Below are 26743 nucleotides of genomic sequence, written 5' to 3'. Positions count from 1 at the left end.
GCATGACCGAACAAGTCGTCAAATCACTGACGGATCCCGGCCTCCTGATCGCGCTGCTGGTCGGCATTGCCGTGTTCGCGACGGTCTTCACCTTGCTGCCGGCATTTGGCGGAAACCAGCTCAAGGCGCGCATGAAGTCGGTCGCGCTGGAACGCGACGAATTGCGCGCCAAGCAGCGCGCGCGGCTTGCAAGCGAGGCGGATCGCCGCCGCAAGGGCCTGCGCGAAGAACAGTCGATCGGCATGCGCAACATCGTCGACAGGCTCGACCTGCGGCGCGCCCTCGCCGACGAGGGTACTTTGCAGAAGCTCAAGGTTGCCGGTTTCCGTGGACAGAACCCGCTGACGCGGTTTCTCTTCTTCCGCCTCGTGCTTCCGTTTGTCGGCTTCGCACTGGGCGTGATCTACATATTCGTGCTCGGAGGACTGCCGCAGCAGCCATTGTTCATCCGGCTGTTCGTCTGCGTCCTCGTTGCCTATGGCGGCTTCTACGCACCGGTCGTCTATGTCAACAACCGCGCCACCAAGCGCAAGCAATCGATCCAGATGGCATGGCCGGACGCGCTTGACCTGATGCTGATCTGCGTCGAATCTGGCATGTCGGTGGAAGCGGCATTGCGCAAGGTCGCCGACGAGATCGGCGCCCAATCGGTGGCCCTTGCGGAAGAATTCATCCTGACGAACGCCGAGCTCTCCTATCTGCAGGAGCGCAAGCAGGCCTATGAGAACCTCGCCAGCCGCACCGGCCTGGAATCCGTCAAGTCGGTGTCGCAGGCACTCGTCCAGGCCGAGCGTTACGGCACCCCTGTGGCGCATGCGTTGCGCGTGCTCGCGGGTGAAAGCCGGGACCAACGCATGAACGCTGCCGAGAAGAAGGCCGCCGCCTTGCCGCCCAAGCTCACCGTGCCGATGATCCTGTTTTTCCTGCCGGTGCTGTTCGCCATCATCCTCGGCCCTGCCGGCATCCAGGTCAGCCAGCGCGGCATCTTCGGCCAGGCGCACGAAACCAGCAGCCAGTAGGTGAATCTGACCGATCCAAAGAAAAACCGCGCGGCTGACGCAGCGCGGTTCTCTTATGCAGGGTTCGGTGGCCGCGTGCCGCTCAGTTGGTTGCGGCTTTCGCCTTGTCCTGATCCTTGAGCTGGCTCCAGGCATTTTGCTGAGCCAGCATCTGCCTGAGATAAGCGACATTGGCCTGCGCCTGTTCGGGTGACAGCTCCTGCGAGGCGATCTTCTCGGCTTCGTCGAAGCGGCCCTGCAGGCCGACGACCAGCGCCAGGTTCTGGCGCACGCGGCTGTCGGCATTCGGCTGCTGTGCGGCCGAGCGCATATAGGTTTCGGCGGTGCGCAGGTCGCCTCCCAGCACATAGGACATGCCAAGGTTGGAAAGCACCGAAGGTTCGTTCGGCTTGAGCTCCAGCGCCTTGCGGTAGAGCTGGCGCGCGTCGTCCTTCTGGCTGAGCTGGTCGAGAATGGCCGCTTCCGCCGACACCAGCCTCCAGTCGGGATATTCCGGCGTCTGCGCCCGGCGCACGGCATCAAGCGCCGCCTCGAACTGGCCGTTGGCGGCCAGCGCCTTGCCGTAGGCGGCAAGCACGTCGCGATCCTTGGGATAGGCGATCGCCAGCTTGCGCATCACGGCAAGCGACTGGTCGGCATCGCCATCCATCTGCAGCGCCGCGGCGAAGTTGGTCGCTATCCGCTTATCGTTGGGATTCCTGGAATAGGACTGGCCAAGCGCTGCCGTCGCATTGTGCAATTCTCCCGCCGACATCGTCTCCAGCGGCTTGCCGCTGGTGCGTCCGATCGAGCCTGTGCTGATCTTGTCGGTTCCGCAGCCGGCAACGCCTGCGGCCAGCGCGAGCATGAAGGCCGTGGTGATGAGCCGCTTTCCGCTGGCGTTCATCGTGCGGTTCGTCGACATCGGCACCCTGGGCCTCCATTCGTGCGCGTGGCCATTGCGTGACCATCTTCCCTCTCGAAGAAATATTCTGTTAACCCTAACGGACAGTTAAGAAGCGCCGAATCGACGGACGTCGGCAGGAGAACATCGAATGTCAGTGGAACTGGTCGAGAACAAGCTGAACAACCCGCTTCCTGTCCATCTGGTGGCTAAGGACGGTCTGGAGACGGCCGGTCTGACGTCATCAGCCGTGGCGTGGGCCAGGGCCAACGGCTTCTCCGGCGAAGCGGGCAGGACGCTCATCGTGCCTGCGGAAAACGGCGCGCTCGGCGGTGCCTTGTTCGGCATTGGCGACGGCGAGGGCGCGCTGGCCGTCGGCGCGCTGGCGAAAAGCCTGGCGGAGGGCGACTGGCATTTCGCCTCCGCGCCGGCCGAGCCGGAGCTGGCGGCGATCGCGCTGGCCCTCGGCGGCTATGTCTTTACCCGCTATGGCAAGAAACCGGGCAAGGCGCTGCGCTTCGAATTGCCGGCCGGCGTAGAGGCAAAACGCGTTCGCCGCATCGTCGAAGGCGTCTTCCTGACGCGCGATCTTGTCAACACGCCGACCAGCGACATGGGGCCGGACGAGCTGGAGAAGGCGGTTCGAGCCCTGGCCGAAATTCACAAGGCCGAAGTGTCGGTGATCAAGGGCGACGACCTCATCAAGCAGAATTTCCCGATGATCCATGCCGTCGGCCGCGCTTCGTCCGGTGCACCGCGCCTTATCGACATGGGCTGGGGGCCAAGGAGCGCGCCGAAAGTGACGCTGGTCGGCAAGGGCGTCTGTTTCGATACCGGCGGCCTCGACATCAAGCCGTCGTCCGGCATGCTGTTGATGAAGAAGGACATGGGGGGCGCCGCCAATGTGCTGGGTCTGGCCTCGATGATCATGGCCTCCGGATTGAACGTGCGGCTGCGCGTGCTGATCCCGGCCGTCGAGAATTCGATCGCCGGCAACGCCTTCAGGCCTGGCGACGTGTTGGCGAGCCGTAAGGGCATGTCAGTCGAGATCGGCAACACCGACGCCGAGGGGAGACTGGTTCTGGGCGACGCGCTGGCGCTGGCCGACGAGGAGGAGCCGCAGTTGCTTGTCGACATGGCGACACTGACCGGGGCTGCCCGTGTCGCGCTCGGTCCGGACCTGCCGCCCTTCTACACCGGCGACGAGGCGCTGGCCTCGGACCTGGCGGCCGCCTCGCTGGCGGTCGAGGATCCGCTGTGGCGCATGCCGCTGTGGCGGCCCTATGATGCGAAGCTGTCGTCGAAGATCGCCGACATCAACAACGTCACCACCGATGGGTTCGCCGGTTCGATCACCGCGGCGCTGTTCCTCAAGCGTTTTGTCGAGAAGACGGCAAGCTGGGCGCATTTCGACATCTTCGCCTGGAACCCCGCCGATCGTCCGCACGGACCTGCCGGCGGCGAGGCGCAAGGCATCCGGGCACTGGAGCACGTCATCTCGAAGCGTTTTGGCTGAGGTGGCGGCGACTTTCAGGGCCGGCAGGTTGCCGAAACTGAAACGGAACCGAAACAATTTGCCGTCATTCTCGTGCGATGTCGATTTCGATGCGCCCGAGCCAGGCCTTGCGATTGTGGCAGCAAGTGATGCTGTCGCAGGTGCGCGACGACGCGCCCGACCTCACCATGCGCCAGACGGCTATCCTGTTCACCATCTATCTCGATCCGCCGCCGCACACGGTGCGCGGGCTGGCGGCCCGTCTCAACGTCACCAAGCCGGTCATCACCAGGGCGCTCGACACGATGGGCGCGCTCAAACTGGTGTCGCGCCATCGCGACGAGCTCGACAAGCGCAATGTGCTGATCAAGCGCACGGTCGAAGGCGCCCTCTTTGTCGAGCGCTTCGGCGATGGTATCATCGCCAAGGCACAAGAGCTGCCCATCTGACGACTAGCCGCTTCAATGGATAAACTGATTTGACCGCCAGGGATGCCCGCCTCCACGCCTTTCGGCCCGATCTTGCCGATGCGAGATTGAAAGGAGAGATCGCTGCCGACCGCTTTGTCGCCGGCCGGCCGGCGCGGATTTCGATCCCGGTTGCCGATATCCGCAAGGCTCCGCGTCCAGACGCTGGTGTCAACACGCAAGCCCTGTTCGGCGATGACGTGCTCGTTTTCGAGGACAGAGAGGGCTGGGCCTGGATCCAGGCCGAACGGGACGGTTATGTCGGCTATGTCGCCGACGCCATGTTGGGCGGGCGGGATCATGCGCTCACCCATATCGTCTCCGTGCCCCGAACTTTCCTCTATCCCGGCCCGGATCTGCGCCTTCCGATCGCGGGACAGCTGTCGATGGGGTCCACCGTCACGGTGACCGGGTCCGCCGAAACGCGCGGCACCCACTATGCCGTCCTGCCCTCCGGTGAGGCAATCATAGCGGGTCACCTGCGGCCGCTCAGTAATGTGGCCGCCGACTATGTTTCGGTGGCCGAGACGTTCCTTGGCACCCCTTATCTCTGGGGCGGTGTCTCCGGCTTCGGCATCGATTGCTCCGGCCTCGTGCAACTGGCGATGCGCATGGCCGGCGCCGATGTCCTGCGCGATTCCGACATGCAGGCGCAGAGCATCGGCGAGCCGCTCGATCCGGGCCCCGATTATTCCGGCCTGCGCCGCGGCGATCTCGTTTTCTGGAAAGGCCATGTCGCCATCATGACCGATGCCGAGACCATGATCCACGCCAACGGCCACACCATGCTGGTATCGCGCGAAGGTCTGAAGGAAGCCGTCGCCCGCATCGGCTATCTCTACGGCGGGCCGACGGAGTTCCGGCGGCCATAGCGCCGATCCTCCCTTCTTCCGGGGGAGAGAAAAACTGCTCGATCACCTTTTGTTCCGATTGTTCTTGGCGTTCGCACGCCGTCGCGCTACCTCTGACGCGTGACAGAGAAGCCGCGCCTTGCCGACCAGAATGCCGCCGTTGTCCTGCCCGAGCCATTCCTGAGATGGTTTGGCGAGAAAGGCTGGTCGCCGCGCGCCCACCAGATCGAATTGCTGGCGAGGGCTCAAGCAGGGCAGTCGGTGCTGCTGATTGCACCGACCGGCGCCGGCAAGACGCTGGCCGGGTTCCTGCCTTCGCTGACCGAACTGGCCGTCAGGGCCAGGCGAAAACCGGGACAGGCCCGCCGCGGCATCCACACGCTCTACATCTCGCCGCTGAAGGCGCTGGCTGTCGACATCGAGCGCAACCTCGGCAAACCGGTGGAAGAGATCGGGCTCTCCCTCACCATCGAGACCCGCACCGGCGACACGCCGGCGCACAAGCGCCAGCGGCAGAAGCTGGTGCCGCCCGACATCCTGCTCACCACGCCCGAGCAGCTTGCGCTGCTGATCGCGGCACCCGATGCCAGGCGTTTCTTCGAAGACCTGCGCTATGTCGTGCTCGACGAGTTGCATTCGCTGGTGATTTCGAAGCGGGGTCATCTCCTGGCGCTTGGTCTGGCGCGCCTGCGCCAGTTCATGCCCGAGCTTCAGACCATTGGACTGTCCGCCACTGTGGCCGAACCGGACGAATTGCGCCGCTGGCTGGTCGGCCAGAATCCGCCCAAAAATACGGCAAGTCCCGAAATGGCCGAACTGATCGTCGTTACCGGCGGCGCAAAGCCCGAAATATCCATCTTGGATTCGGAGGAGCGCGTGCCCTGGGCCGGACATTCGGCCCGCTACGCGACGCCCGAGATCTACCGCGAGATCAAGCGCCATAAGACTACCCTGCTGTTCGTCAATACGCGCAGCCAGGCGGAGTTGCTGTTCCAGGAATTGTGGCGCGTCAACGAAGATACCTTGCCGATCGCGCTGCATCACGGATCGCTCGATGTCGCGCAGCGGCGGCGGGTCGAGAAGGCGATGGGCGACAATGCGCTGCGCGCCATCGTCGCCACCTCTACGCTCGACCTCGGCATCGACTGGGGCGACGTCGACCTTGTCGTGCATGTCGGCGCACCGAAAGGAGCGAGCCGGCTGGCACAGCGCATCGGCCGCGCCAACCACCGCATGGACGAACCGTCCAAAGCCATCCTCATCCCGGCCAACCGCTTCGAGGTGCTCGAATGCCGGGCAGCGCTGGATGCCAACTACCTCGGCGCGCAGGATACGCCTCCACTGGTCGATGGCGGGCTCGACGTGCTGGCGCAACATGTCCTTGGCTGTGCTTGCGGCGCACCGTTCCGCGCGGACGATCTTTACGAGGAGGTGCGGTCGGCGGCCCCCTATGCCGGGCTGGGTCGGCCGACATTCGACCGCGTCGTCGATTTCGTCGCCACGGGTGGCTACGCCTTGAAGAGCTATGAGCGATACGCCCGCATCCGCCTCAACAAGGAGGGATTGTGGCGGGTATCCAATCCGCGCGTGGCCCAGCAATACAGGCTGAACGTCGGCACTATCATCGAGGTGCCGGCGCTCAACGTGCGTTATGTCCAGGCCGGCAGCAAGGGTTCCGTGTCGCGCGGCGGCAGGGTTTTAGGCAAGATCGAGGAGGCTTTCCTCGAGACGCTGACGCATGGCGACACCTTCATGTTCGCCGGCAAAGTTCTTCGCTTCGAAGGCATTCGCGAGAATGAGTGCTTCGTCTCGAACGCGCCCGGCAGCGATGCGAAGGTGCCTTACTATGGCGGCGGCAAGTTCCCGCTTTCGACCTATCTCGCCGAACAGGTCCGCGCCATGCTGGACGATCCGCAGCGGTGGAAGAAACTGCCCGAGCAGGTGGCCGACTGGCTGCGCTTCCAGGCCGACAAATCGGTGCTGCCCAAACGCGATGACCTGCTGATCGAGACCTTTCCGCGCGGCAACCGCCACTATCTGGTCGCCTACCCCTTCGAGGGCAGGCTGGCCCACCAGACGCTCGGCATGCTGCTTACCCGCCGTCTGGACAGGACGGGCGCCAGGCCGCTTGGCTTCGTCGCCACCGACTATGCCTTGGCCATTTGGTCGCTGGGCGACATGGGGGCGATGTTCAAAGCCGGAAAACCCTCGCTCGGCGCGCTTTTCGATGAGGACATGCTTGGCGACGATCTCGAGGCCTGGCTGGCAGACAGCTGGCTTCTCAAGCGCACTTTTCGCAATTGCGCGCTGATTTCAGGGCTGATCGAAAAGCGTCATCCCGGCAAGGAGAAGAGTGGCCGTCAGGTGACTGTCTCGACAGACCTTATTTATGACGTCCTGCGCAGCCATGAGCCGGATCACATATTGCTCCAGGCGACGCGCGCGGACGCGGCGGCGGGCCTGCTCGATGTCAGCAGACTTGCGGACATGCTCTCGCGCATTCAAGGTCGAATCATGCATAAGAACCTCGAACAGATATCGCCGCTCGCCGTGCCGATCATGCTCGAGATCGGCAAGATGCCGGTGCACGGCGAAGCCGATGAAACGCTGCTGATGGATGCGGCCACGCTGGTTGAGGAAGCCATGGGGCCGGAGATGGCTGAGGAATGAATTTTTCGCTGGCGCGCGCATCGTTGATCGCCGACGCCGATCTGGTCGGCATCGCCGGCGAACGTGCGGTCTGCGATCCGCGCGGCGTGCTCTACTTTCCCGAGCTCAAGCTTCTGGCCGTTTCCGATCTGCATCTGGAAAAAGGCTCATCGCTGGCAAGGCGCGGCATGCTGCTCCCGCCCTATGACACCGGCGCGACCTTGCTGCGATTGCAGGCCGTCATCTCGGACTACCAGCCGGCAATCGTCATCAGCCTGGGCGATTCCTTCCATGATGGCGGCGGCGCCGAGCGCATGCATCGAAGTTTCCGCGAACGGCTGGAGGCGCTGATGGCGGGCCGCGACTGGTTCTGGGTGGCCGGCAACCATGACCCGGAGGCGCCGGCCGACCTGCCGGGCGATACGGTGCGCGAACTCGCCATCGGCTCGTTGCTGTTCCGGCACGAGCCGTCGAAGCTGCGCGTCGAGGGCGAGATATCGGGCCATCTCCATCCCTGCGCCCGCATCGTCCAGCAGGGCCGTTCAGTGCGGCGGCGCTGCTTCGCCGGCGATGGCGGCCGCATGATCATGCCCGCCTTCGGCGCCTATACCGGCTCACTCAACGTGCTCGACCGCGCCTATGCCGGCCTGTTCCGCCTGGAATCGCTGATGGCCTATATGCTCGGCACGGACCGCATCTTTGCGATTTCAGGCTCGATGCTGCGACCCGGCTGAAGCCGCTATTTCCCGTAGTAGAGAGTGACCGTGTGCTTCGCTTCGGCGAAGAACAGCCAACGTTCGACCAGCATGCCGACAAACTGTGCGACCGCGGCGAACACCGATGCGAGCGCCGCGAAAGGTGACGGCAAGGCGAAGGCCGTAATCAGCAGCAAGGCGGGCAGCGCGAAACCCAGGAGCTGGGTGATCCGCCGCAGCTTTGCGCTGTGCTTGCGCGCGATGCGAAAACCCATTTCCTTGAGCAAATAATTTTCCTCGGTATGCGGCCATTCCAGCGATCTAACCGTCCCCCCGGCAAGCCCGGTTGCGGTGTTGGCGTTGGTGGGGATTTCCAATTGGTCGTTGTACCGCCAGGTCGCAAGCTTCCAGGCCCAACCGAGCAGGGTCAGCAGTACGCAGGCTGCCAGAAGCATTTTGGAACCGACGGCAAAGCCTTGGCATAGCGCGGCCAGAAGCACACTGCCGCTCATCGCCGAGAAAATGAGATAGCCGGGCAAGGTGTAAGGGCTGTGCCACTGAGCGATGGGTTTCAGCGAGGCATAGATCATGCCGGTCATGCAGACGGTGATGACGGCGCCAATCGTTGCCAGAAGTCCGGCGGCGGCGACCCAGCCATCGGTGCGGCCAAGAATGACCCAGCCAATGCCGAACAGTCCCGCCGGGACGAACGTGGCGACCGAGGCGACGCCTTCGCGCGACAGCCAGGAACTGCGCCATTGCGAGAAGGCACGCCAGGCGCGTTCGGGGCGGCCGAGATGTCCGGTCGAGGACAACAGGCCGGCGGTGATCAGGCCGAGCGCCAGTCCCATGCCGATGATGCCCAGCCAGAAATCGGGTGCGATAACGCCAAGTGGCGCCAGCACGCCGAGCAGTGCCAGCAGGCCGTAGCCGGCGCCGGTGGCGGTGGTGAAGAAGACGACGGAGAAGGCTGGATGCATGGGGTTTAGTTCGAGAGCATGCGGTCGACCCAGCCGAGGAACCCACCCTCGGCCCTCACCGGCTCCAGGGTTGGCGCAGAAATCTTTGCGGCGCGTTCGGTATGCGCGCGCGGCGGCAGGTATTTGTTGGTCGGGCGGTAGCCGAGTTCCGGCATCAGGTCGACACCGCCACGCTCCTCAACCAGTTGCGACACCGCCGAGGCGGGGTCGCCGAGATCGCCGAAATGCCGTGCGCTAGTCGGACAGGCCGCGACGCAGGCCGGCACGCGGTCCTCCTCGGCCAGATTGTCATTGTAGATGCGGTCGACGCAGAGCGTGCATTTCTTCATTACGCCGACATCGGTGTCGAATTCGCGCGCGCCATAGGGGCAGGCCCAGCTGCATAGCTTGCAGCCGATGCACTTGTCCTCATCGACCAGCACGATGCCGTCCGAGGCTCGTTTGTAGGAGGCGCCGGTCGGACACACAGTGACGCAGGCCGGCGTCTCGCAATGCAGGCACGAGCGCGGGAAGTTCACCGTGCGGCCGCCCATCGCGGTGGTGTGCTCGTAGCTGTGCACGCGATTGAACCAGACGCCGTCGACATGGCCGCCATAGGGGTCGATGTCGGTCAGCGGCGCCATGTGGCCGCCGGTGTTCCATTCCTTGCAGGCGGTGACGCAGGCCTGACAACCGACGCAGGTGTCGAGGTCTATGACCAGGCCTAGTTTTTTGCCCGTGTGGGCGGGGACGCAGGTCATTTGGCGGCTTCCCTGTTCATGCGGAATTCGGCGCCAAAGCGAAGTGTGTCCGGCGATGGCTGGAATTGCGGCGGCTGGTGGAAACGCTCGAATTGCGGCTCGGTGAAACCGGCTTCCTCCGCCGCGCATTTGACGATGCGCACCTTGAGATCGAACCATGCCGCCTGGCCGGTCACCGGATCGGAATTCGAATACCGCCTGCCGTTGGTGTCTGCCGTGGTCTGGTCGCCGATGATGTGGTTGAGCAGGAAGCCGCGATTGCTCTCGGCGGCATCGTCCTTCAGCCCCCAGCTGCCGCGCCTTTTGCCGATGGCGTTCCAGGTCCAGACCGTGCTTTCGTTCACGCCCTCGACCAGCTTGATCTGTCCCTTGACCTTGCCATTGATGCTTTCGATCCACACCCAGTCGTCGTCGGCAAGGCCGAGACCTGCGGCGGTCCTCTCATGCACGAACAGCCGGTTTTGGCTGGTGATCTGCCTCAGCCACGCATTCTGCGAACCCCAGGAATGGTACATGTGCATCGGCCGCTGCGTCAGCGCATGCAACGGATATTTCTGCTGGTCGACGGCCGCTTCCTCGAACGGCACGTACCAGAAGGGTAGCGGGTCCATGTAGGTCTCGATGCGCTGGCGTTCGCTCTCGGGCGGCACGGCCCGACCATGGCCGCGCGCGGCCAGACGAAAGCGCTGCAAGGGTTCGGAATAGAGCTGGAAGACGACTGGTTCGGCCTTCGGGATGAAGCCCATCTGCACCGCGAAATCGAGATAGGACCGGTTGGCCATCTTGTAGTAGCGCTGGTCCTCAGCGAAATCGTGGTGCCAGAAGCCGCCATTGTCGATGTAGCGCTGCAACTGGTCCGAGTTTGGCTCGCCCTTGCCGGTCGAATTGCCGTCCTTGCCGCGCCAGCCGGCAAGCGGGCCGATACCGGGCGTGCGCTCGTGATTGACGATGTAGTCGGCATAGTCGGCATATTTGGCCGCCCCGTCTTCTCTGACGAAACCCGGCAGGCCGAGGCGCGCGCCGAGCTCGATCAGCACCGATTGGAACGGGCGCACGTCCCGGTCCGGCTCGACCACGGGATGGCGTATAGCATCGCCCGGTCCGTCGGCATGGCTGATCGGCCGGTCGAGCAGGCTGATGCAGTCGTGCCGTTCGAGATAGGTTGTGTCGGGCAGCACGAGGTCAGCGAACGGCACGGTCTCGGAATAATAGGCGTCGGAATAGATGATGAAAGGGATCTTGTAATTGCCCGCCTCGTCGAGGTCGGTCAGCATACGAATCGTCTCGACGGTGTTCATCGAGGAATTCCAGGCCATGTTCGACATGTACATCATCAGCGTGTCGATCTTGTATGGATCGCCGGCCCAGGCGTTGCGGATGACGGTGTGCATCAAGCCGTGCGCAGCGAGCGGCGCCTCCCAGGAATAGGCCTTGTCTATGCGGATCGGCACGCCTGCCTCATCGACCAGAAGGTCGTCAGGCCCGCAGACGAAGCCGAGCGGCATGCCGTCCAGTGGCGTCATCGGCCGGACGTTCTTGCCGGCAGGCTTCGGTCCTGGCGGCGCGCAACGCGGATAAGGCGGTTTGAAGCGGAAGCCGCCCGGGACGTCCACCGTTCCGAGCAGCACCTGCAGCAGGTGAATGGCGCGGCAAGAATGAAAACCGTTGGAATGGGCTGAGATGCCGCGCATCGCGTGCATCGACACGGGCCGTCCCCTAATCGTCTCGTGGCGGCGGCCGGCCCAGTCGGTCCACGCCACCGGCAGTTCGATCGTCTGCTCAAAGGCGACATGAGCGAGCTCGGCGGCGATCCTGCGGATCGTATCGGCGGCAATGCCGCAGCGCTCCGCGACCGCATCGGGCGAATAGCTCTCATTGAGGTATCGATCGGCGATCAGCTGGAACACCGGAACGCAGCGACGACCGTCGACGGTGAAGCTGCCGGTCAATGCCGGTTTGGCGCTGGCGTCGGTGGCGCGGACAGGCACCTTCGCCACCCTGTCCCAGGCGAGCGGGTTGCCGGCGCTGTCGCGGACAAACAGCCCGTCATCGGCCGCACCCGGATCCTGGATGACGAGCACATGGGCGTTGGTGTAGCGCAGGAGATAGTCGAGATCGACGCGGCCTGCCTTCAAGAGCTCGTGGATGAGGGCGAACACGAACAGGCCGTCGGTGCCCGGCCGGATGCCGATCCAGTCGTCGGCGATGGCGTTGTAGCCAGTGCGACATGGGTTGATCGACACCACCTTGGCGCCGCGCGCCTTCAGCTTGCCGAGGCCGATCTTGATCGGGTTGGAATCATGGTCCTCGGCGACGCCGAAAAGCATGAAATACCGGGTATTGTCCCAGTCGGGTTCGCCGAACTCCCAGAACGAGCCGCCGATCGTATAAAGCCCGCCTGCGGCCATGCTCACCGAACAGAAACCGCCATGCGCGGCGAAGTTCGGCGTGCCGAACTGGCTTGCCCACCAGCCGGTCAGGGATTGCGATTGGTCGCGGCCGGTAAAGAAGGCGAGTTTCTTCGGGTCGCTGCGGCGGATGGACGAAAGCCGCTCCGCGGCGATCGTCAGCGCTTCTTCCCACTCGATCTCGCGGAATTCTCCCGAGCCGCGCGAGCCGGTGCGCAGCAGCGGCTTTTTCAGCCGGGCAGGGCTGTAATGCTGCATGATGCCGGAGCTGCCCTTACCGCAGATCACGCCGCGATTGACCGGATGATCCTTGTTGCCGTTGATGTAGCGGACCTTGCCGTCCTTGATGTGCACGTCGATGCCGCAGCGGCAGGCGCACATATAGCATGTGGTCTTGGCGATGCGGTCGGAGATGGCGGGCGAGGTGTCGACGCCATCGTTCTCGTCGGGTGCGTTCGTGTCGGCGAGCGGGCGTTGGGACGGGGCGGAATTCGCGCCGCGCAGAGATCCTTGGGTCATGATCCCCGAGCGCTTCTGCGGTTCGCGGCTTTGGCCCTGGTTTTCGGCCCGGGACCGCGCATGTAATGCTCTTCCGGATGATAGCGATCGCCGGCCAGCCGCCGCCGCAGGCCGCGGGTCCAGTGCGCGAACAGGGACTTGAACCGCCCGATCATTTCATTCTCTGTCAATCGGTAGCGAATTTTTTCTAACTTCGATTGAAAACTTAGAATAAGCCTATCAACCCGTCTAATCAGTTGTTCTTGTAAATTCGATCGATATTGGTTCTTAATGCCTTATGACACTTGACCAGTTGCGGATATTTGTCGCCGTCGCCGAGCGCGGCCACATGACCAAGGCGGCGGAGCTGCTGGGCATCTCCCAATCGGCCGCGTCGGCCGCCATCCGCGCGCTTGAGGAGCAGCACGGCGTCCATCTGTTCAACCGCGTCGGCCGCAACATCGAGCTTGCCCAGACCGGTCACCGGTTCCTGCCAGAAGCCAAGGCCGTACTGGAACGAGCCGCCGCCGCACGCAATGTGCTGGAACATGTCTCGCAGACGGTTGCCGGCAGCCTCTCCATCGCCGCCAGCCTGACGATCGCCAGCTATTGGCTGCCGCGCCGGCTGGCGTCCTTCCACGAAGCCTATCCTGCGGTCAGGCTGAGCGTCAGCATAGGCAACACCAGGCAGGTCGAAGCCAGCGTGCTGGATGGAACCGCCGATCTCGGCTTGGTCGAGGGGCGCACCGAGTCCGACATATTGCGCCGCGCCAAGGTCGATATCGACCGGTTGATGCTGGTGGTTGCCGGTTCTCATCCCGAGATCGCCGAAATCGCGCCGGGCCGCCCCGACATAAAAGGGCTGCGCTGGATCATCCGCGAGGGCGGTTCCGGCACGCGGGAGGTGCTGGAGGATCTGGCGCGCCGCGAAGGGATTTCGCTTGACGACCTGCAGATATTTCTGGTGCTGCCGAGCAACGAGGCGGTTCGCCAGGCGGTCGAGGCCGGTGCCGGCGCCACCATCATTTCGGAGCTCGTCGTCGGACGCGCCGTCGCCGAAGGCAGCCTGCGGTCCGTGCCGCTCGAACTGCCGAAACGCGACTTCGCCATGATTACACATCGCGACCGCCAGGCAAGCTTGGCCCAGATGGCGCTCAAGGCGCATTTGGGGGCCGACGAGAAGGCGTCCGCGCGTTCGTGAATTGTCCGGATATCAGCCGAACTTGCGCTGCGCGTCCAGCGCAAGGCCAAGTCCGACCGAGCCGAACATGTCGCCCTCGATGACCGAAGCCTGAGGCACCAGGGACAGGATTTTTTGTCTCGCCAGCGGGATCGCGGTGGATCCTCCGGTCAGGAACACGGCGGTGATGTCGGACGACTTGACCCCGGCGTCGCCGATGGTCTGGACGACCGTGGCGGCAACGCGCTCGATGTCCCTGGCGATCGTGGCGTCCAGCGCCTTTCGGGTGATCTCGGCGGCGAACTGGACTTCCGGCAGCCTCACCTCGACATCGGCCGAGACCTTGTCGGTCAGCTCGATCTTGGCCCTTTCGACAAGAGCGGCCAGCGCGTGCCCGTACCGGTGCTCGACGATATGGATGAAGCGGTCGACGAGATCGGCGCGCTCGGCCTCGTAGCGGATCTGGCGCAGATGCGTCATCGCCTTGGCCGTGTAGACTAGGTTGATGCGTTGCCATGTGGCAAGATCGATGAAGTAGCTGGCCGGCAGGTTGCGCTTGCCGTCCTTGGTCGGGCTGAGATAGCCGAGTTCCGGCATCACATGCGCGATGCTAAGCAATCGGTCGAAGTCGGTGCCGCCGATATGGATGCCGCGGCTGGCCAGGATATCGTCCTTGCGGTCAAGCGAGCGGGCACGCTGCGGCGAGACCCTTACGATCGAGAAGTCCGACGTGCCGCCACCCATGTCGATGATCAGCGCCAGTTCCTCGCGCGTCACCTTCTGCTCGTAGTCGAGGGCCGCCGCGATCGGTTCGAACTGGAAGGCGATATGCTTGAAGCCTTGGGCGCGGGCGGCTCCTTCGAGCTCGCTTTGTGCCCTGGCATCGGCCTCGGCGTCGTCGTCGACGAACTGCACCGGCCGACCGAGCACCACGCTCTCGACGGCGCCGCCGGCATCGTCCTCCAGTCTTTTTCGCAGATGGCCGAGGAACAGGCCGACGATCTCCATGAAGCCGATCGACCGCGCCTTGATGCGCGTCTTTTCCTGCGCGAGCGCGCTGCCGAGCACGCTCTTCAGCGAGCGCATCAGCCGACCTTCGACGCTGTCGGTGTAATTGGCGATGGCGTGGCGGCCGAAACAGGTACGGTTGTCCTCGAAGTTGAAGAACACGGCGCTTGGCAGCGTGACCTCGCCGCCTTCCAGCGCGACGAGGTGCGGCTGGCCGCTCCTGACCACGCCGACGGTGGAGTTGGAAGTGCCAAAATCGATGCCGGCGAATGCTGGGCGCATCGCAGCCTCCTGTCATCTCTGCCAAGGCAGTGGTTCGGCGCCGCCTGTGAAGCGTGCGCTCTCTGTCGTCCGGGGTGGCCGGACCGCTCTGCCGAATTGAATTGTGCGTGTTGCCCGGCGGGCCGGGAGGTGGCGGTCTATAGCATGATCCAGGAAAGGGGAACCCCCTTGTAGCCGCCTTAGTCCTTGCGGAAGATCAACCTTCCGAGCCAGCCCGTCACCATGGCCAGCGATATGGCGAAGACGCCGTAGAGGAAGGAATAGTCGTGGGCGACACGGAAGATCGACTGTTCGAAACCGGATTTGCGGATTTCGAGCTGGGCCGAGCTCTCCTTGATGAACAGGCCGCTCTTGAACAGGAACGCGCGCGCCTTGTGGGTGCCGACCGGAACGTTCGGCGCTAGCCGCACCGTGGCGCGAAACAGGTTCTGCGACAGGAACTGCACGCCGCCGACATTCTCGCTGTAGAGGCCGGTCGCGGCCTTGCGTTCGCGCAACGCCGCGGTGAATTCCTCGATCGTCGCCGGGCTGTCGCCGGCGTCCGCCGGCTGCATGTAGAGATTGGAGGCGCCAAGCGACAATTGCCTGTAGCTGTTCGGCTCGGTGATGTCCTGCAACGGCCGCGTCGTCGCCACCGAATAGGACACCGGCACGTTTTCGAAGGTCTCGGATTCCAGGTTGACCCAGACGCCGAGCACCCGGTCTTTGCGGCGCACCACCACCGGCTTGGGTGGACCTTCGAGCACGACGATGATGTCGTAGCGGCCTTGGCGCGCCACCAGCGGATCAGGATTTTCCAGCGAGCCGAAAATGGTCAGGTCGGCCCCGGAAAAGCCGGCGGTGATCGAGACTTTGTCGGTGGAAAGGCCGATCTGGATGCTTTCGGTCGGCGGCGTCTGCGCCTTCGCGGGTGCGGCGGCGATCAATGACAGAAGAGCGGCGGTTGCGAGCGCTTTCAGGCCATTCATCAGTTGAAGCCCGCGCCGGACAGCGAATAAAGATTGGGCGGCGTGACGAAGAGGTCGATGGCAAGCCTTATCGCCACCGCCAGCACCAGCATCGCCAGCAGCGCTCTCAACTGCTCGCCGCGCAGCCGCTGGCCGGCCTTGGCGCCATATTGCGCGCCGGCGACACCACCGGCCATCAAAAGAAAGGCCAGCATCACGTCGACCGTCTGATTGGTGGTGGCGTGGACCAGAGTGGTGTAGGCCGAGGTAAAGATGATCTGGAACAGCGAGGTGCCGATGACGACGTTGGTCGGCACTTTCAGGAGATAGATCAGAGCCGGCACCATGATGAAGCCGCCGCCGACACCCATGATAGACGACAGGAAGCCGATGGCCGCGCCCAGCCCAAGCACTGGGATGACGCTGACAAACAGCTTCGAGGCCCTGAATCGCATCTTCAGCGGCAGGCGGTGGATCCAGTTGTGCTGGCCGGATTTCTTCAGCACCGGTGCCGCGCCGCTGCGCGTGGCGCGCAGCGCATTGATGCTTTCGACCAGCATCAGCCCGCCGACGGTGCCCAGAAGCACGACATAGAGCAGCGAGATGAACAGGTCGAGCTGTCCCAGCCTGCGCAGGAAAGCGAAGACGTAGATGCCGCCGGTGGAGCCGACGATGCCGCCGGCAAGCAGCACCCCGCCGAGCTTGAAGTCGAGCGTGCCGCGCTTCATATGCGACAGCGCGCCGGAGAAGGATGAGGCGATGACCTGGTTGGCGCCGGTCGCCACCGCGATTGCCGGTGGGATGTTGTAGAAGATCAGGAGCGGCGTGATGAGAAAACCGCCGCCGACGCCGAACATGCCCGACAGAAAGCCCACCGCAGCGCCCATGGCCAGCAGCACGAAGACGTTGACGGAAATTTCCGCAATCGGGAGATAGATGCCCACCCGTCGGTCTCGATCAGTTTGCCAGTCGGCGAATACCGCCGTTGCGGATAGTATCGCACCGAAAAGCCAATTTTTCCTTGCGCCGAAGCGGCGGCCGGGTCAAACCCCGCCGCCGCGCCGAAACAAAAAACATCTCAAGCAGTTAACAGGCAAATGTGTGGCAGGGGCGTCGCGGATACGACGCTCCTGCCGCTATTTGCGCGCCAGCAACGCCTTGACCAGCTTTTCGTCGACCGCACCGGTCGCAGGCAGCTTGTTGTCGGTCTGGAACGCGACGATCGCGTTCTTGGTCTTCGCGCCCATCACGCCGTCGGCGCCGCCGGCGTCGTAGCCGTTCTTGTTGAGGATGAGCTGGATGTTCTTGACCGCCTTCTTCATATCGATGCTGGCCGTGGTCTGCGGTGTGCCATCTTGCCAGGATTCGGGAATGTCGGCCGAATTGGCGGCCTGATCGAGCGGCTTGGCCTTCCACAGTTCGGTGGCGGCGCGGGCGCGCTCGAGTTGCTCGGGACGCAGCGCGTTGGCGATCTCGTCGCGCTTGGCGGCAGCGTCCTTGTCGCCGGTCTTGGCGACGAGCGCGAACCATTTGTAGGACTCCTCCAGGTTCTGCTTCATGCCGACGCCCTTGGCGGCGAGGATGCCGAGATTGAACTGGCTGTCCTTCACGCCGAGATCGGCGGCCTCCTGGAACCAGTGCGCGGCCGATTCATTGTCGGTCACGCCGTCCGCGGCCATGGCGAACAGCACTGCCAGATTGTGCATTGCGCTGGCGTTGCCCTGCTCGGCGGCGAGCTGGTACCAGGTCTTCGACTTCTTGATGTCGCGCGGGACGCCGATGCCCTTCTCGTAGAAATTGCCGATGCGATACTCGGCCGGAGCGAAGCCGAGTTCCGCGGACTTTTCATACCATTTGGCCGCGGCCGCCATGTCTTCCTTGACGCCGCGCGCCTCGGAATAGCGCGAGCCGATCTCGAACAGCGCCTTGGCGTCGCCGGTGGCTGCGGCGTCGCGCAGGGCGACCGGGCCTGCATCGGCGGGAATGTCGAATTTGGCCGGGGCCGCGGGAGCGCCGGCGGGCACGACGGCGCCGGTGCTGTCATTGGCCATGGCCGGTGCAGCCACTGTCGGTTGGACACCGCTGTCCGTCGTTTGCGTTCCGCCGGCAGCAGCGGAAGGTGCCGGAGAAGAAGGAGCCGCTGCGACGGGACCGGCGGAAATGGGTTCTGCCGAAGCCATCGCGTCGGAGCCTGCCGCACCCGCGCCGGCAGGCATGACGGGAGCCATCGCCGTCGGAGCCCGCTCCGCCGTCGGGCCAGCGTTCGTCGGCCCATCGCCGTCCGACGGCATGGCGAGCGCGGTCTGCGCCACCATGTCGTCCTTGACCGCCGGAGCGGAGGGCTCGGCCTGCCTGACCTCACGGGCCGGTTCGCTGTTCGCTGCCGCCAACTGGGTTTTCGGCCTGGGCGGGCTCGCAGCGTCGACGAATGCGGTTTCCAGCGGTTGCGAGGCAACGGCCGGCGCATCATTGCTTGCCACCTGGGCGGGATCGGCGAGGAACGCCTTGCCAAGCTGCAGGCCGGCAAGCGCCAGCATGATCGCAGCGGCCGCCATCAGAATCGGCTTGCGCCGCGCCTTGAGCAGGTCGCCGATCCTGAGCGCCTTCACCGGTCCCTTCATCGTCGACTGGCGCTTCAAGGCGTCGGCCTCGGCGGCGGCGGCCTGCGCCGCGCGGCGGGCAGCCGCGATGAAGTCCGATTTTGCGGCATCGCTGTCGCTGAGCTTTGCCGGTTGCCCGCGCTCGTCGCGCACGCGCTTCATGATGGCGTTGAGGTCGGGCGCGCCGGAGCCGGGCTCCAGTGGCCGATTGGCCATTTTCGGGTCGAGCGGCTCGTCGAGGTCGACGCTCGGGATTTCCGGACCCGGCATCGAGCCCGCCAGCGGCGGAACGTCTGCTTCCTTCTTGCCCTTGAAGGCGCGCGCCAGGCCGCCCAGCATCGATTTGCGGCGGCTTGCCGGCTCGCCCTTCCCGGCGATCGGATCGGAACCAAGCGCGGCCATGGCGGCGGCGGCCGCCGCCTCCGCGGGCGAGCGCGCACCCGGCCCGCGTGGCGAAGCGGGCTGGCTGCGCATGATCGCGGCGGCGCGGCCGTCGAGATCGGCCATGTCCCCTGTCAGCGGCATGGGCTCGTCGATATCCATCGACGGAGCGTCCACGGCCATCTTGCCGGCTCGCCCACGGCGCTTGCCGATCGCTTCATCCGGGCGTGCGTCCAGGAACTCGCTCATCGCCTCGGACGGTTCGCCTGGTTCCAGCGAACCCAGCCTGTCGACGATCTTGAGCAGCGTGTCGTGGATGGCCTCGAACGTTCTCGAGTTACGCTCGTCGGAACGGCGTGTCAGCGTCTCGAGCGTCTTCAGGTCCTGGGCAAGGCCGGAAACCGCCGACGTGTCGGCGCCCGAGCCGGCCAGCGAGCGCACCGCGTTCTCGGCCGCCTCGCGCGCCGCGCCAAGGATGGAGTCGCGCGTTCCCGCCAGCGCCTTCTCGATTTCATTGAGGCGTGGGCTGATGTCCTCGAACTCCGGCAGCGGTGCGCTGGGCCTGGACAGGTGGGCGGACAGGCTGGCGACTTGCGCCTCCAGGCTGCGGATCAGCGCCGGATCGATGACGGCGACTTGCGCGGCGGACGAGTCCAGGCGGCTCGAAATGTCTTCGAGCCGGCTTTCCAGGCCACGGATCGCGGCTTCGCCGGCGGGGTCGGGAATGCGTGTTTCCATGCGCTTGGCGAGCGCCGTGAAGCGGGCATCGATGGCTTCCATGATGCCGGCGCCGTCGACTTGCGGCATGCGCCGGTCGAGCCGGTCGGCAACCTCGTCCAGTCGGCGCTCAAGATCGCGGAACAGCATGTTGCCCTGTTCGATGGCGTCGCCCTGGCGCCGTTCCATCATCGACGACAGCACGTCGAAGCGTTGCTCCAGCCCGTGGAAGATATAGTCGGCGTCTGGCATGGCCGGCGCCTGGTCGATCTTGTCGGCGATGAGCGCGATCTGCTTGGCCAGCCGTTCCATTGCCTGCTCGGGCAGGGTGGCGCGGCCGGCGAGTTCGTCGACCCGGCTCGACAGCGTGTTCAGCCGGTCGACGACGGCGTTGCCGGGGTGGTCCTGCGCCACTTCCTCGATCTGCCGGGCGAGCGAATCGATCCGTTTCTCGATGCGCTCGAAGGCTTCATGGTCGAGCGAATTGGCCTGTGCCGCGACGGTTGAGGCGACGATGGCGCGGGAGATCTCGTCCAGCCGCTCATCGATCATGGCCAGCGTGCTGCCGCCGCGATTGTCCTGCTGGCTGGCGAAATGATCCACGGCGCTGGCCAGCGTGCGGACCTTTTCCTCCAGCGAGCGCAGGGATAGCGATTCCGGCAGGTTGTTGACGGCGTTGCTGATCTGCTCCAGCCGATCGGTCAGGCCCGAAATGGCGGGGTCCGGTGAGCGGTTGCGCTGGTCGGCGTCGACGCGGTCCTCGAAGGCTGTCCAGCGACGGTCGAAATCGTCCCAGCGGCGGTCGACCTTCTGCACGCTCTCCTCGCGCGCCAGCGTGTCGAGCGCGGCTTTGACCTGTTCGAGTTCGAGCCGCAGCATGTTGACGCTTCTGTCGTCGCTTTTTTCCGACAGCGTCTTGATGGCGCCGGAAAGCCGCTCGAATTCGAGGCCGAGTTCGGCGCTGCCCTTGCCCGAAGCGCCTGACTTGGCGTTTGCCAGCAGTGCGCGGTCGATGTCCTTGCGCAGCGCCTCGAATTCGCTCTTCAGCCCGGCAGTCATCTGGTGGCGCAATTCCTCGCGCATGCCGCGCAGCTCGCCGGCGATCTTGCCGACCATGGCAACGCTGTCTTCCTGGCCGCGGATGCGGTCGATATCGCGGGCAAGGTTCTGGTAGTTCTGGCCGACGGCCGGCGCCGGCATCGGAGCCTGCGGATGCGGCGCGGGCTGCGGATCCTGGTACCAGCGCGGCTGAGCCGAAGGCTGTGCTGCGGGATAGCGCGGTTCGGCGCCATAGTGGCGGGGATCGGGACGTGCCATCGTATCCTCGCGCGTCCTCTCCAGCCGCTGTTCCAGCGTCTCCAGCGAGCGGTTCAACTGCTCGAGCGTGGTCTGAGGCCTGCGCTGCCTGCCGGCGTTGAGTGTGTCGAGGTAGGACCGCTTGCTGTTCATCGGTGCGTCCGTCTTTCAGATTGGCCGGTTTGCGACCAGCTCCCCAAATCCTCGCCGGAACGAAGGCGACCGCACCACGGTGGAAGACAAGCCTCCCGGGGTTCACCCGCGCTCCGAAAAACCGTGAAAAAATCGATACAGGATAAACACGGGTAGCCGACATGCGCACAATTCGCCCAACGTGGTAAACAACGCGTTAACCAAGCTTAAGAAGTTGCGACGAAGTTCGCGGTGAACCAGCCGCTGCGGCATAAAGCGCCGCCCGCACAACGCCCTTGCGTCATGTGAGGGCTATCGGTATAGAATTGACGTAAACGTAAAAGGCGCATCAAGCGTGCTGTTTGCGATTTGTTTGTTGAAACCACGGCTGGAAGCACGCCCCCGCTTTCAGTCAGGCATCGCTTGGTCCAGGACCGCGACGCCGCAGACGGGGAAAGCCAGTGACCATGAAGCTTATCTCGGCCGGCGAGACCGCGGCCAATACCAACACTATATCCGTCGACTCGGGCGAGGACCTCGTCCGCATCGGCGAAATGGCCAAGAAATATGGCGTGACGCTGCGCACGCTGCGTTTCTACGAAGACAAGGGCCTCCTCAACCCGCAGCGCGACGGTTCAACCCGCCTCTACACGCGCCGCGACAGGGTTCGGCTGAAACTGATCCTGCTCGGCCGCAAGGTCGGGTTCTCGTTGCGCGACGTCAAGCAGATGATGGATCTCTATGATCCCACCGGCTCCAACACCAAGCAGTTGCGGCTGGCATTGGACAAGTCGGAGAAGCAGCTTGCCCGCCTCCAGAAGCAGCGCGCGCTCATCGATGACGCCATCAGCGAGTTGAGCACCTCCATGGCTGCCGTCCGGCAGATGCTGGTCGAGCGCTCGGCGCCGCAGGCGAGCGTCGCCGGCTGATTTGGGCCGCCGCCTTGCGGCGCAACATCCATGATCGAAAAAAGCCGTGTGGCGAGCGCCACGCGGCTTTTGTCATTGAGGGTTCCAACACATGTACTGCATCGCGTGCGGTTTGCTGCGGTGCAGGAGAAATTTTGTCGCATCGGCTGAATTGACGTTTACGCAAACGTCAATTTTTGTTATCTCCCGCTGAACACGGGTCCGCATGCCGCCTGACATGAATTCGGGGGTTTCGGATCAGGTCCGAGGGTGGAGAAGAGCATGCCGATCTACAGGGCGCCGGTGCAGGATACGCTGTTCGTGCTCAACGAGGTGCTGGGCTACCAGCGCTATTCCAATCTCCCCGGCTTTTCTGATGCAACGCCCGACGTGCTGGAGGCGATCCTCGCCGAGGGCGCCAAGCTCGCGGAAAACGTAATGCATCCGCTCAACCGTGTCGGCGACATGGAAGGCTGTGTGCGCCATGACGATGGCTCGGTGACGACGCCGAAGGGCTTCAAGGAAGCCTTCGATCAGTATCGCGAGGGCGGCTGGATGGGGCTGGCGGCGCCCGTCGAGTTCGGCGGCCAGGGCCTGCCCTATGCCGTTCATACCGCCGTGGCCGAGTATATGGTGTCGGCCAATATGTCGCTGATGATGTATCCGGGCCTGACGCAGGGCGCGATCGCGGCGATCATCACCCATGGCACCGACGAGCAGAAAGCCAAATGGCTGCCGAAGATGGTCGAGGGCGCCTGGACCGGCACCATGAACCTGACCGAGCCGCATTGCGGCACCGATCTGGGCCTGCTGCGCACCAAGGCCGTGCCGAATGGCGACGGCACTTACAAGATCTCGGGCCAGAAGATATTCATCTCGGCCGGCGAGCACGACATGGCGGACAACATCGTCCACCTGGTGCTGGCCCGCATCGAGGGGGCGCCCGAAGGGGTGAAGGGCATCTCGCTGTTCATCGTGCCGAAGCTCAAGCTCGATGCTTCTGGCAATCCCGATGAGAGGAACACCGTCTCCTGCGGTTCGATCGAGGAGAAGATGGGCATCCACGGCAATTCGACCTGCGTCATGAATTATGACGAGGCGCAAGGCACGCTGCTGGGTGAGGCCAATGGCGGTCTCAAGGCGATGTTCACGATGATGAACGAGGCACGGCTCGGCGTCGGCCTGCAGGGGCTGTCGCTGTCGGAGATTGCCTACCAGAATGCCGTCGCCTACGCCAAGGACCGCTTGCAGGGCCGCTCGCTGTCGGGGCCGAAGGCGCCGGACAAGAAGGCCGATCCTATCATCGTCCATCCCGACATCCGCCGCAGCCTGATGACCATGAGGGCCTTCAACGAGGCCGGCCGTGCGCTGGCGCTGTGGACGGCGATCAAGTCGGACATCGCCCATCGCTCCGCCGACGACAAGGACCGCCAGGCGGCCGACGACTACACCGGGCTGATGACGCCGGTGGTCAAGGGCGTGCTCACCGACAAGGGCTTCGATCACGCCGTGATGGCGCAGCAGGTGTTCGGCGGCCATGGCTACATCGAAGAGCACGGCATGAGCCAGTTCGTGCGCGATGCCCGCATCGCCATGATCTATGAAGGCGCCAACGGCATCCAGGCGCTCGACCTCGTCGGCCGCAAGCTGGGTCTGAACGGCGGCCGCGCGGTGCAGGCGTTCTTCAAGGAAGTCGGCGAATTCTGCGAAGAGAACCGCGCCGACGAGAAGATGGCCCCCTTCACCAAGGCATTGAAGAAGAGCCTCAACGATCTTCAGACGGCGACCATGTGGCTGCTGCAGAACGGCATGGCCAAGCCCGACAATGCCGGCGCCGCCTCGACCGACTACATGCATCTCTTCGGCCTCGTGGCGCTCGGCTATATGTGGGCGCGGATGGCCAGGGCCGCCCAAGGCAAGCCGGGCGCCAACGGCGCGTCGTCCTTCTACGACAACAAGCTGGTGACGGCGCGCTTCTTCATGGAGCGGAGCATGCCGGAAACCGCGACGCGTCTCGCCCGCATCTCCAGTGGCGCCGATACGTTGATGGCACTGCCGGCGGAAGCGTTCTAGAAATGGTCCCTCTCCCTTTGAGGGGAGGGCGGTCCAGAGGGGCCGGGAGGGGGCGCCGCGACAGTGCGCGGATCTCAATTTCGATGGCAGACCTTGGGAGGAAGATCATCGCATGACCAACCCAGCCGAAATCCTTGGCCTGCCGAAGCCCGCCTGGGCGGCGGACGAGGTCGGCATGCTCTACGACATGGCGCACCGCTTCATGTCCGAAGAGATCGCGCCGCGTTACGACGAGTTCGAGAAGAACGAAATGGTCGACCGCGAGAGCTGGCTGAAGGCCGGTGCCGCCGGCCTGCTCTGCGCCTCAATGCCGGAGGAATATGGCGGATCGGGCGGCACCTTCGCCCATGAGAGCGCCATCATCGAGGCCATCGGCCATGTCGGCGTCGACGGCTTCGGCATCGGTCTGCACAATTCGATCGTCGCCCCCTACATCCTCCACTACGGCTCGGAGGAGCAAAAGAAGAAATGGCTGCCGAAGCTCGCCACCGGCGAACTGATCGGCGCCATCGCCATGACGGAGCCCGGCGCCGGCTCCGACCTGCAAGGCGTCAAGACGCGGGCCGAGAGGGACGGCAACCAATACAAGATCAATGGCTCCAAGACTTTCATCACCAATGGCCAGCTCGCCAATTTCATCATCGTCGTCACCAAGACCGATCCGGACAAGGGCGCCAAGGGGACTTCGCTGATCGTCGTCGAGACCGACGAGGTCGACGGCTTCGAGCGCGGCCGCAACCTCGACAAGATCGGCTTGAAGGCCAATGACACATCGGAGCTGTTCTTCAACGATGCGCGTGTGCCGACCTCCAACCTGCTCGGCCACGAGGAGGGACAAGGCTTCATCCAGCTCATGCAGCAATTGCCGCAGGAGCGTTTGCAGATCGGCACAGGCGCGATTGCCATGGTCGAGCGCGCGCTGGCGCTGACCATCGAATACGTCAAGGAGCGCAAGGCGTTCGGCAAGGCGGTCATCGATTTCCAGAACACCCAGTTCAAGCTGGCCGAACTGAAGACCGAGGCCACGATCGGCCGCGTCTTCTACAATGATTGCGTGGCGCGCCACATCGATGGCGGTCTCGATCCGGTGACGGCGTCGATGGCCAAGTACTGGCTTTCCGACCTGCAGGGCAAAGTCGTCGACGAATGCCTTCAACTGCATGGCGGCTATGGCTACATGAATGAATATCCGATCGCCCGCATGTTCCGCGACGCCCGCGTCCAGCGCATCTATGGCGGCACCAACGAGATCATGAAATTGCTGATCGGCCGCTCGCTCTGAGCATCGGTCGGCAAACCCAAGGAGCAGGAAAATGGCCGAAGCTTACGTCTATGACGCCGTTCGCACGCCGCGCGGCAGGGGCAAGAAGGATGGCTCGCTGCACGAAGTGCCGGCAGTGCGGCTCGCCGCCAGGACGCTGGAGGCGCTGCGCGACCGCAACGGGCTCGACACTGCAACTGTCGACGACATCATCTTCGGTTGTGTCGACCCGGTCGGCGAGGCGGGGTCGGTCATTCCGCGCGCCGCGGCCTTCGAGGCCGGCTACGCGACCTCGGCGCCCGGCATGCAGATCTCGCGCTTCTGCGCCTCCGGCCTCGACGCCATCAATTTCGGCGCCGCCAAGATAGCCCAGGGCGCCGATGAGATCGTCATTGCCGGCGGTGTCGAATCGATGTCGCGCGTCGGCATGGGCGCCTCGGGTGGCGCCTGGTTCATGGACCCTTCGGTCGGCCTGCCCGGCTGGTTCGTGCCGCAAGGTATTTCGGCCGACCTGATCGCCACAAAATACGGCTTCAGCCGGGATGATGTCGACGCCTACGCCGTCGAGAGCCAGAAGCGCGCGGCAAAATCCTGGGCCGATGGCCGCTTCAGGAATTCGGTGATCCCGATCAAGGACCAGAATGGTCTCACCATCCTCGACCATGACGAGCATATGCGCCCATCGACCGACATGCAGTCGCTGGCCTCGCTCAATCCCTCCTTCGTCATGCCCGGCGAAATGGGCGGCTTCGACGCCGTCGCGGTGCAGAAGCATCCGGAAGTGGAGGAGGTCAATCACGTCCACCATGCCGGCAATTCGTCGGGCATCGTCGATGGCGCGGCGGCCGTGCTGCTCGGTTCGAAGAAGGCCGGCAAGGCCATGGGCCTGAAACCGCGCGCGCGCATCCGCGCCTTCGCCAACATCGGCTCCGAGCCGGTGCTGATGTTGACCGGCCCCGTTGACGTCACCGAGAAGCTGTTGAAGCGCGCCAAGATGAAGCTGTCGGACATCGATCTGTTCGAGCTCAACGAGGCCTTCGCCTCCGTGGTGCTGCGCTACATGCAGGCCTTCGATATCGAGCACGACAGGATCAACGTCAATGGCGGCGCCATCGCCATGGGCCATCCGCTGGGCGCCACCGGCGCGATGATCTTCGGCACCGTGCTGGACGAGCTCGAGCGCCGTGATTTGAACACCGCGCTGGTGACGCTGTGCATCGGCGCCGGCATGGGCACCGCAACCATCATCGAACGCGTCTGACGGGGAGAGAAA

Annotated in this window: 19 protein-coding genes; 11 read left to right on the top strand and 8 right to left on the bottom strand. The window is 64.3% G+C overall.

Features of this window, described 5'->3' with window-relative positions; all coding sequences use genetic code 11:
- The first annotated feature begins 2 nt into the window (after positions 1 to 2).
- On the top strand, positions 3 to 1019 hold the full coding sequence (locus FJ490_RS19595) for a type II secretion system F family protein (RefSeq protein WP_140496706.1): 1017 nt from the start codon (positions 3 to 5) through the stop codon (positions 1017 to 1019).
- A gap of 82 nt (positions 1020 to 1101) precedes the next feature.
- Here FJ490_RS19595 and FJ490_RS19590 read toward each other — a convergent pair whose 3' ends face one another.
- Positions 1102 to 1923: a tetratricopeptide repeat protein gene (locus FJ490_RS19590; RefSeq protein ID WP_140523904.1), complete on the bottom strand. Its 822-nt coding sequence runs from the start codon at positions 1921 to 1923 to the stop codon at positions 1102 to 1104.
- A 130-nt stretch (positions 1924 to 2053) separates the two neighbouring features.
- On the opposite strand from FJ490_RS19590, the gene FJ490_RS19585 reads away from it, so the two are divergent.
- The 5 genes from FJ490_RS19585 to pdeM all read left to right on the top strand — a co-directional run bounded on the left by FJ490_RS19585 (position 2054) and on the right by pdeM (position 8098).
- On the top strand, positions 2054 to 3418 hold the full coding sequence (locus FJ490_RS19585) for a leucyl aminopeptidase family protein (RefSeq protein WP_140629770.1): 1365 nt from the start codon (positions 2054 to 2056) through the stop codon (positions 3416 to 3418).
- A 77-nt stretch (positions 3419 to 3495) separates the two neighbouring features.
- A complete protein-coding gene (locus FJ490_RS19580) occupies positions 3496 to 3846 on the top strand; it encodes a MarR family winged helix-turn-helix transcriptional regulator (protein WP_140513216.1) in 351 nt (116 codons plus the stop codon).
- 29 nt (positions 3847 to 3875) lie between these two features.
- Positions 3876 to 4736: an NlpC/P60 family protein gene (locus tag FJ490_RS19575; RefSeq protein ID WP_140728878.1), complete on the top strand. Its 861-nt coding sequence runs from the start codon at positions 3876 to 3878 to the stop codon at positions 4734 to 4736.
- A 99-nt stretch (positions 4737 to 4835) separates the two neighbouring features.
- Positions 4836 to 7385 carry a ligase-associated DNA damage response DEXH box helicase gene (locus tag FJ490_RS19570; RefSeq protein WP_140728879.1) on the top strand — a complete coding sequence of 850 codons (2550 nt, stop codon included), beginning with the start codon at positions 4836 to 4838 and terminating at the stop codon, positions 7383 to 7385.
- Positions 7382 to 8098, top strand: coding sequence for a ligase-associated DNA damage response endonuclease PdeM (gene pdeM / locus FJ490_RS19565; protein ID WP_140496693.1), 717 nt, complete (start codon positions 7382 to 7384; stop codon positions 8096 to 8098). Before FJ490_RS19570 ends, pdeM begins: the two co-directional genes overlap by 4 nt.
- Positions 8099 to 8103: 5 nt before the next feature.
- Here the strand turns inward: pdeM and FJ490_RS19560 are convergent, their stop codons facing one another.
- Genes FJ490_RS19560 through FJ490_RS19550 form a run of 3 tightly spaced genes read right to left on the bottom strand, consistent with a single transcriptional unit; the run spans position 8104 to position 12706 of the window.
- The gene (locus FJ490_RS19560; RefSeq protein WP_140629765.1) at positions 8104 to 9039 is read right to left on the bottom strand and encodes a DmsC/YnfH family molybdoenzyme membrane anchor subunit; all 936 of its coding nucleotides are present in this window, start codon (positions 9037 to 9039) and stop codon (positions 8104 to 8106) included.
- Positions 9040 to 9044: 5 nt separating this feature from the next.
- Positions 9045 to 9779, bottom strand: a complete 735-nt coding sequence (locus FJ490_RS19555) for a 4Fe-4S dicluster domain-containing protein (protein WP_140496689.1) — start codon at positions 9777 to 9779, stop codon at positions 9045 to 9047.
- Positions 9776 to 12706, bottom strand: a complete 2931-nt coding sequence (locus FJ490_RS19550; protein WP_140728880.1) for a molybdopterin oxidoreductase family protein — start codon at positions 12704 to 12706, stop codon at positions 9776 to 9778. The genes FJ490_RS19555 and FJ490_RS19550 overlap by 4 nt, the downstream gene beginning before the upstream one ends.
- Positions 12707 to 12983: 277 nt before the next feature.
- Between FJ490_RS19550 and FJ490_RS19545 the strand changes: the two genes are divergently transcribed.
- A complete protein-coding gene (locus FJ490_RS19545; RefSeq protein WP_140496685.1) occupies positions 12984 to 13886 on the top strand; it encodes a LysR family transcriptional regulator in 903 nt (300 codons plus the stop codon).
- A gap of 12 nt (positions 13887 to 13898) precedes the next feature.
- Here the strand turns inward: FJ490_RS19545 and FJ490_RS19540 are convergent, their stop codons facing one another.
- The 4 genes from FJ490_RS19540 to FJ490_RS19525 all read right to left on the bottom strand — a co-directional run bounded on the left by FJ490_RS19540 (position 13899) and on the right by FJ490_RS19525 (position 21249).
- Positions 13899 to 15155 (bottom strand): Hsp70 family protein, encoded by a 1257-nt coding sequence (locus FJ490_RS19540; protein WP_140728881.1) that lies wholly within the window; start codon positions 15153 to 15155, stop codon positions 13899 to 13901.
- Between the two features lie 179 nt (positions 15156 to 15334).
- Positions 15335 to 16123: a TIGR02186 family protein gene (locus FJ490_RS19535; protein ID WP_140496681.1), complete on the bottom strand. Its 789-nt coding sequence runs from the start codon at positions 16121 to 16123 to the stop codon at positions 15335 to 15337.
- Complete coding sequence (locus FJ490_RS19530; RefSeq protein ID WP_140496679.1) at positions 16123 to 17046, bottom strand: sulfite exporter TauE/SafE family protein; 924 nt, start codon at positions 17044 to 17046, stop codon at positions 16123 to 16125. The genes FJ490_RS19535 and FJ490_RS19530 overlap by 1 nt, the downstream gene beginning before the upstream one ends.
- Positions 17047 to 17238: 192 nt before the next feature.
- On the bottom strand, positions 17239 to 21249 hold the full coding sequence (locus tag FJ490_RS19525) for a peptidoglycan-binding protein (protein WP_140728882.1): 4011 nt from the start codon (positions 21247 to 21249) through the stop codon (positions 17239 to 17241).
- 446 nt (positions 21250 to 21695) lie between these two features.
- Between FJ490_RS19525 and FJ490_RS19520 the strand changes: the two genes are divergently transcribed.
- The 4 genes from FJ490_RS19520 to FJ490_RS19505 all read left to right on the top strand — a co-directional run bounded on the left by FJ490_RS19520 (position 21696) and on the right by FJ490_RS19505 (position 26731).
- On the top strand, positions 21696 to 22157 hold the full coding sequence (locus FJ490_RS19520; RefSeq protein ID WP_140728896.1) for a MerR family DNA-binding transcriptional regulator: 462 nt from the start codon (positions 21696 to 21698) through the stop codon (positions 22155 to 22157).
- A 261-nt stretch (positions 22158 to 22418) separates the two neighbouring features.
- Positions 22419 to 24209 (top strand): acyl-CoA dehydrogenase, encoded by a 1791-nt coding sequence (locus tag FJ490_RS19515; protein WP_140728883.1) that lies wholly within the window; start codon positions 22419 to 22421, stop codon positions 24207 to 24209.
- Between the two features lie 112 nt (positions 24210 to 24321).
- The gene (locus tag FJ490_RS19510; protein WP_140496673.1) at positions 24322 to 25491 is read left to right on the top strand and encodes an acyl-CoA dehydrogenase family protein; all 1170 of its coding nucleotides are present in this window, start codon (positions 24322 to 24324) and stop codon (positions 25489 to 25491) included.
- A gap of 31 nt (positions 25492 to 25522) precedes the next feature.
- Positions 25523 to 26731 (top strand): acetyl-CoA C-acetyltransferase, encoded by a 1209-nt coding sequence (locus FJ490_RS19505; RefSeq protein WP_140523939.1) that lies wholly within the window; start codon positions 25523 to 25525, stop codon positions 26729 to 26731.
- The last annotated feature ends 12 nt before the right edge of the window (positions 26732 to 26743 follow it).

The organism is Mesorhizobium sp. B2-5-11, assembly GCF_006440835.1.
Taxonomy (GTDB): Bacteria; Pseudomonadota; Alphaproteobacteria; order Rhizobiales; family Rhizobiaceae; genus Mesorhizobium.
This window is presented reverse-complemented; position numbering and strand designations above follow the sequence as displayed.

Excerpts from the sequence above, each read along its gene's own strand:
- FJ490_RS19585 (WP_140629770.1), top strand. The coding sequence starts at position 2,054 with ATGTCAGTGGAACTGGTCGAGAACAAGCTGAACAACCCGCTTCCTGTC.
- FJ490_RS19525 (WP_140728882.1), bottom strand. The coding sequence starts at position 21,249 with ATGAACAGCAAGCGGTCCTACCTCGACACACTCAACGCCGGCAGGCAG.
- FJ490_RS19505 (WP_140523939.1), top strand. The coding sequence starts at position 25,523 with ATGGCCGAAGCTTACGTCTATGACGCCGTTCGCACGCCGCGCGGCAGG.
- FJ490_RS19560 (WP_140629765.1), bottom strand. The coding sequence starts at position 9,039 with ATGCATCCAGCCTTCTCCGTCGTCTTCTTCACCACCGCCACCGGCGCC.
- FJ490_RS19555 (WP_140496689.1), bottom strand. The coding sequence starts at position 9,779 with ATGACCTGCGTCCCCGCCCACACGGGCAAAAAACTAGGCCTGGTCATA.
- FJ490_RS19540 (WP_140728881.1), bottom strand. The coding sequence starts at position 15,155 with ATGCGCCCAGCATTCGCCGGCATCGATTTTGGCACTTCCAACTCCACC.
- FJ490_RS19545 (WP_140496685.1), top strand. The coding sequence starts at position 12,984 with ATGACACTTGACCAGTTGCGGATATTTGTCGCCGTCGCCGAGCGCGGC.
- FJ490_RS19535 (WP_140496681.1), bottom strand. The coding sequence starts at position 16,123 with ATGAATGGCCTGAAAGCGCTCGCAACCGCCGCTCTTCTGTCATTGATC.
- FJ490_RS19595 (WP_140496706.1), top strand. The coding sequence starts at position 3 with ATGACCGAACAAGTCGTCAAATCACTGACGGATCCCGGCCTCCTGATC.
- FJ490_RS19550 (WP_140728880.1), bottom strand. The coding sequence starts at position 12,706 with ATGACCCAAGGATCTCTGCGCGGCGCGAATTCCGCCCCGTCCCAACGC.
- FJ490_RS19520 (WP_140728896.1), top strand. The coding sequence starts at position 21,696 with ATGAAGCTTATCTCGGCCGGCGAGACCGCGGCCAATACCAACACTATA.
- FJ490_RS19515 (WP_140728883.1), top strand. The coding sequence starts at position 22,419 with ATGCCGATCTACAGGGCGCCGGTGCAGGATACGCTGTTCGTGCTCAAC.
- FJ490_RS19510 (WP_140496673.1), top strand. The coding sequence starts at position 24,322 with ATGACCAACCCAGCCGAAATCCTTGGCCTGCCGAAGCCCGCCTGGGCG.
- FJ490_RS19590 (WP_140523904.1), bottom strand. The coding sequence starts at position 1,923 with ATGTCGACGAACCGCACGATGAACGCCAGCGGAAAGCGGCTCATCACC.
- pdeM (WP_140496693.1), top strand. The coding sequence starts at position 7,382 with ATGAATTTTTCGCTGGCGCGCGCATCGTTGATCGCCGACGCCGATCTG.
- FJ490_RS19580 (WP_140513216.1), top strand. The coding sequence starts at position 3,496 with ATGTCGATTTCGATGCGCCCGAGCCAGGCCTTGCGATTGTGGCAGCAA.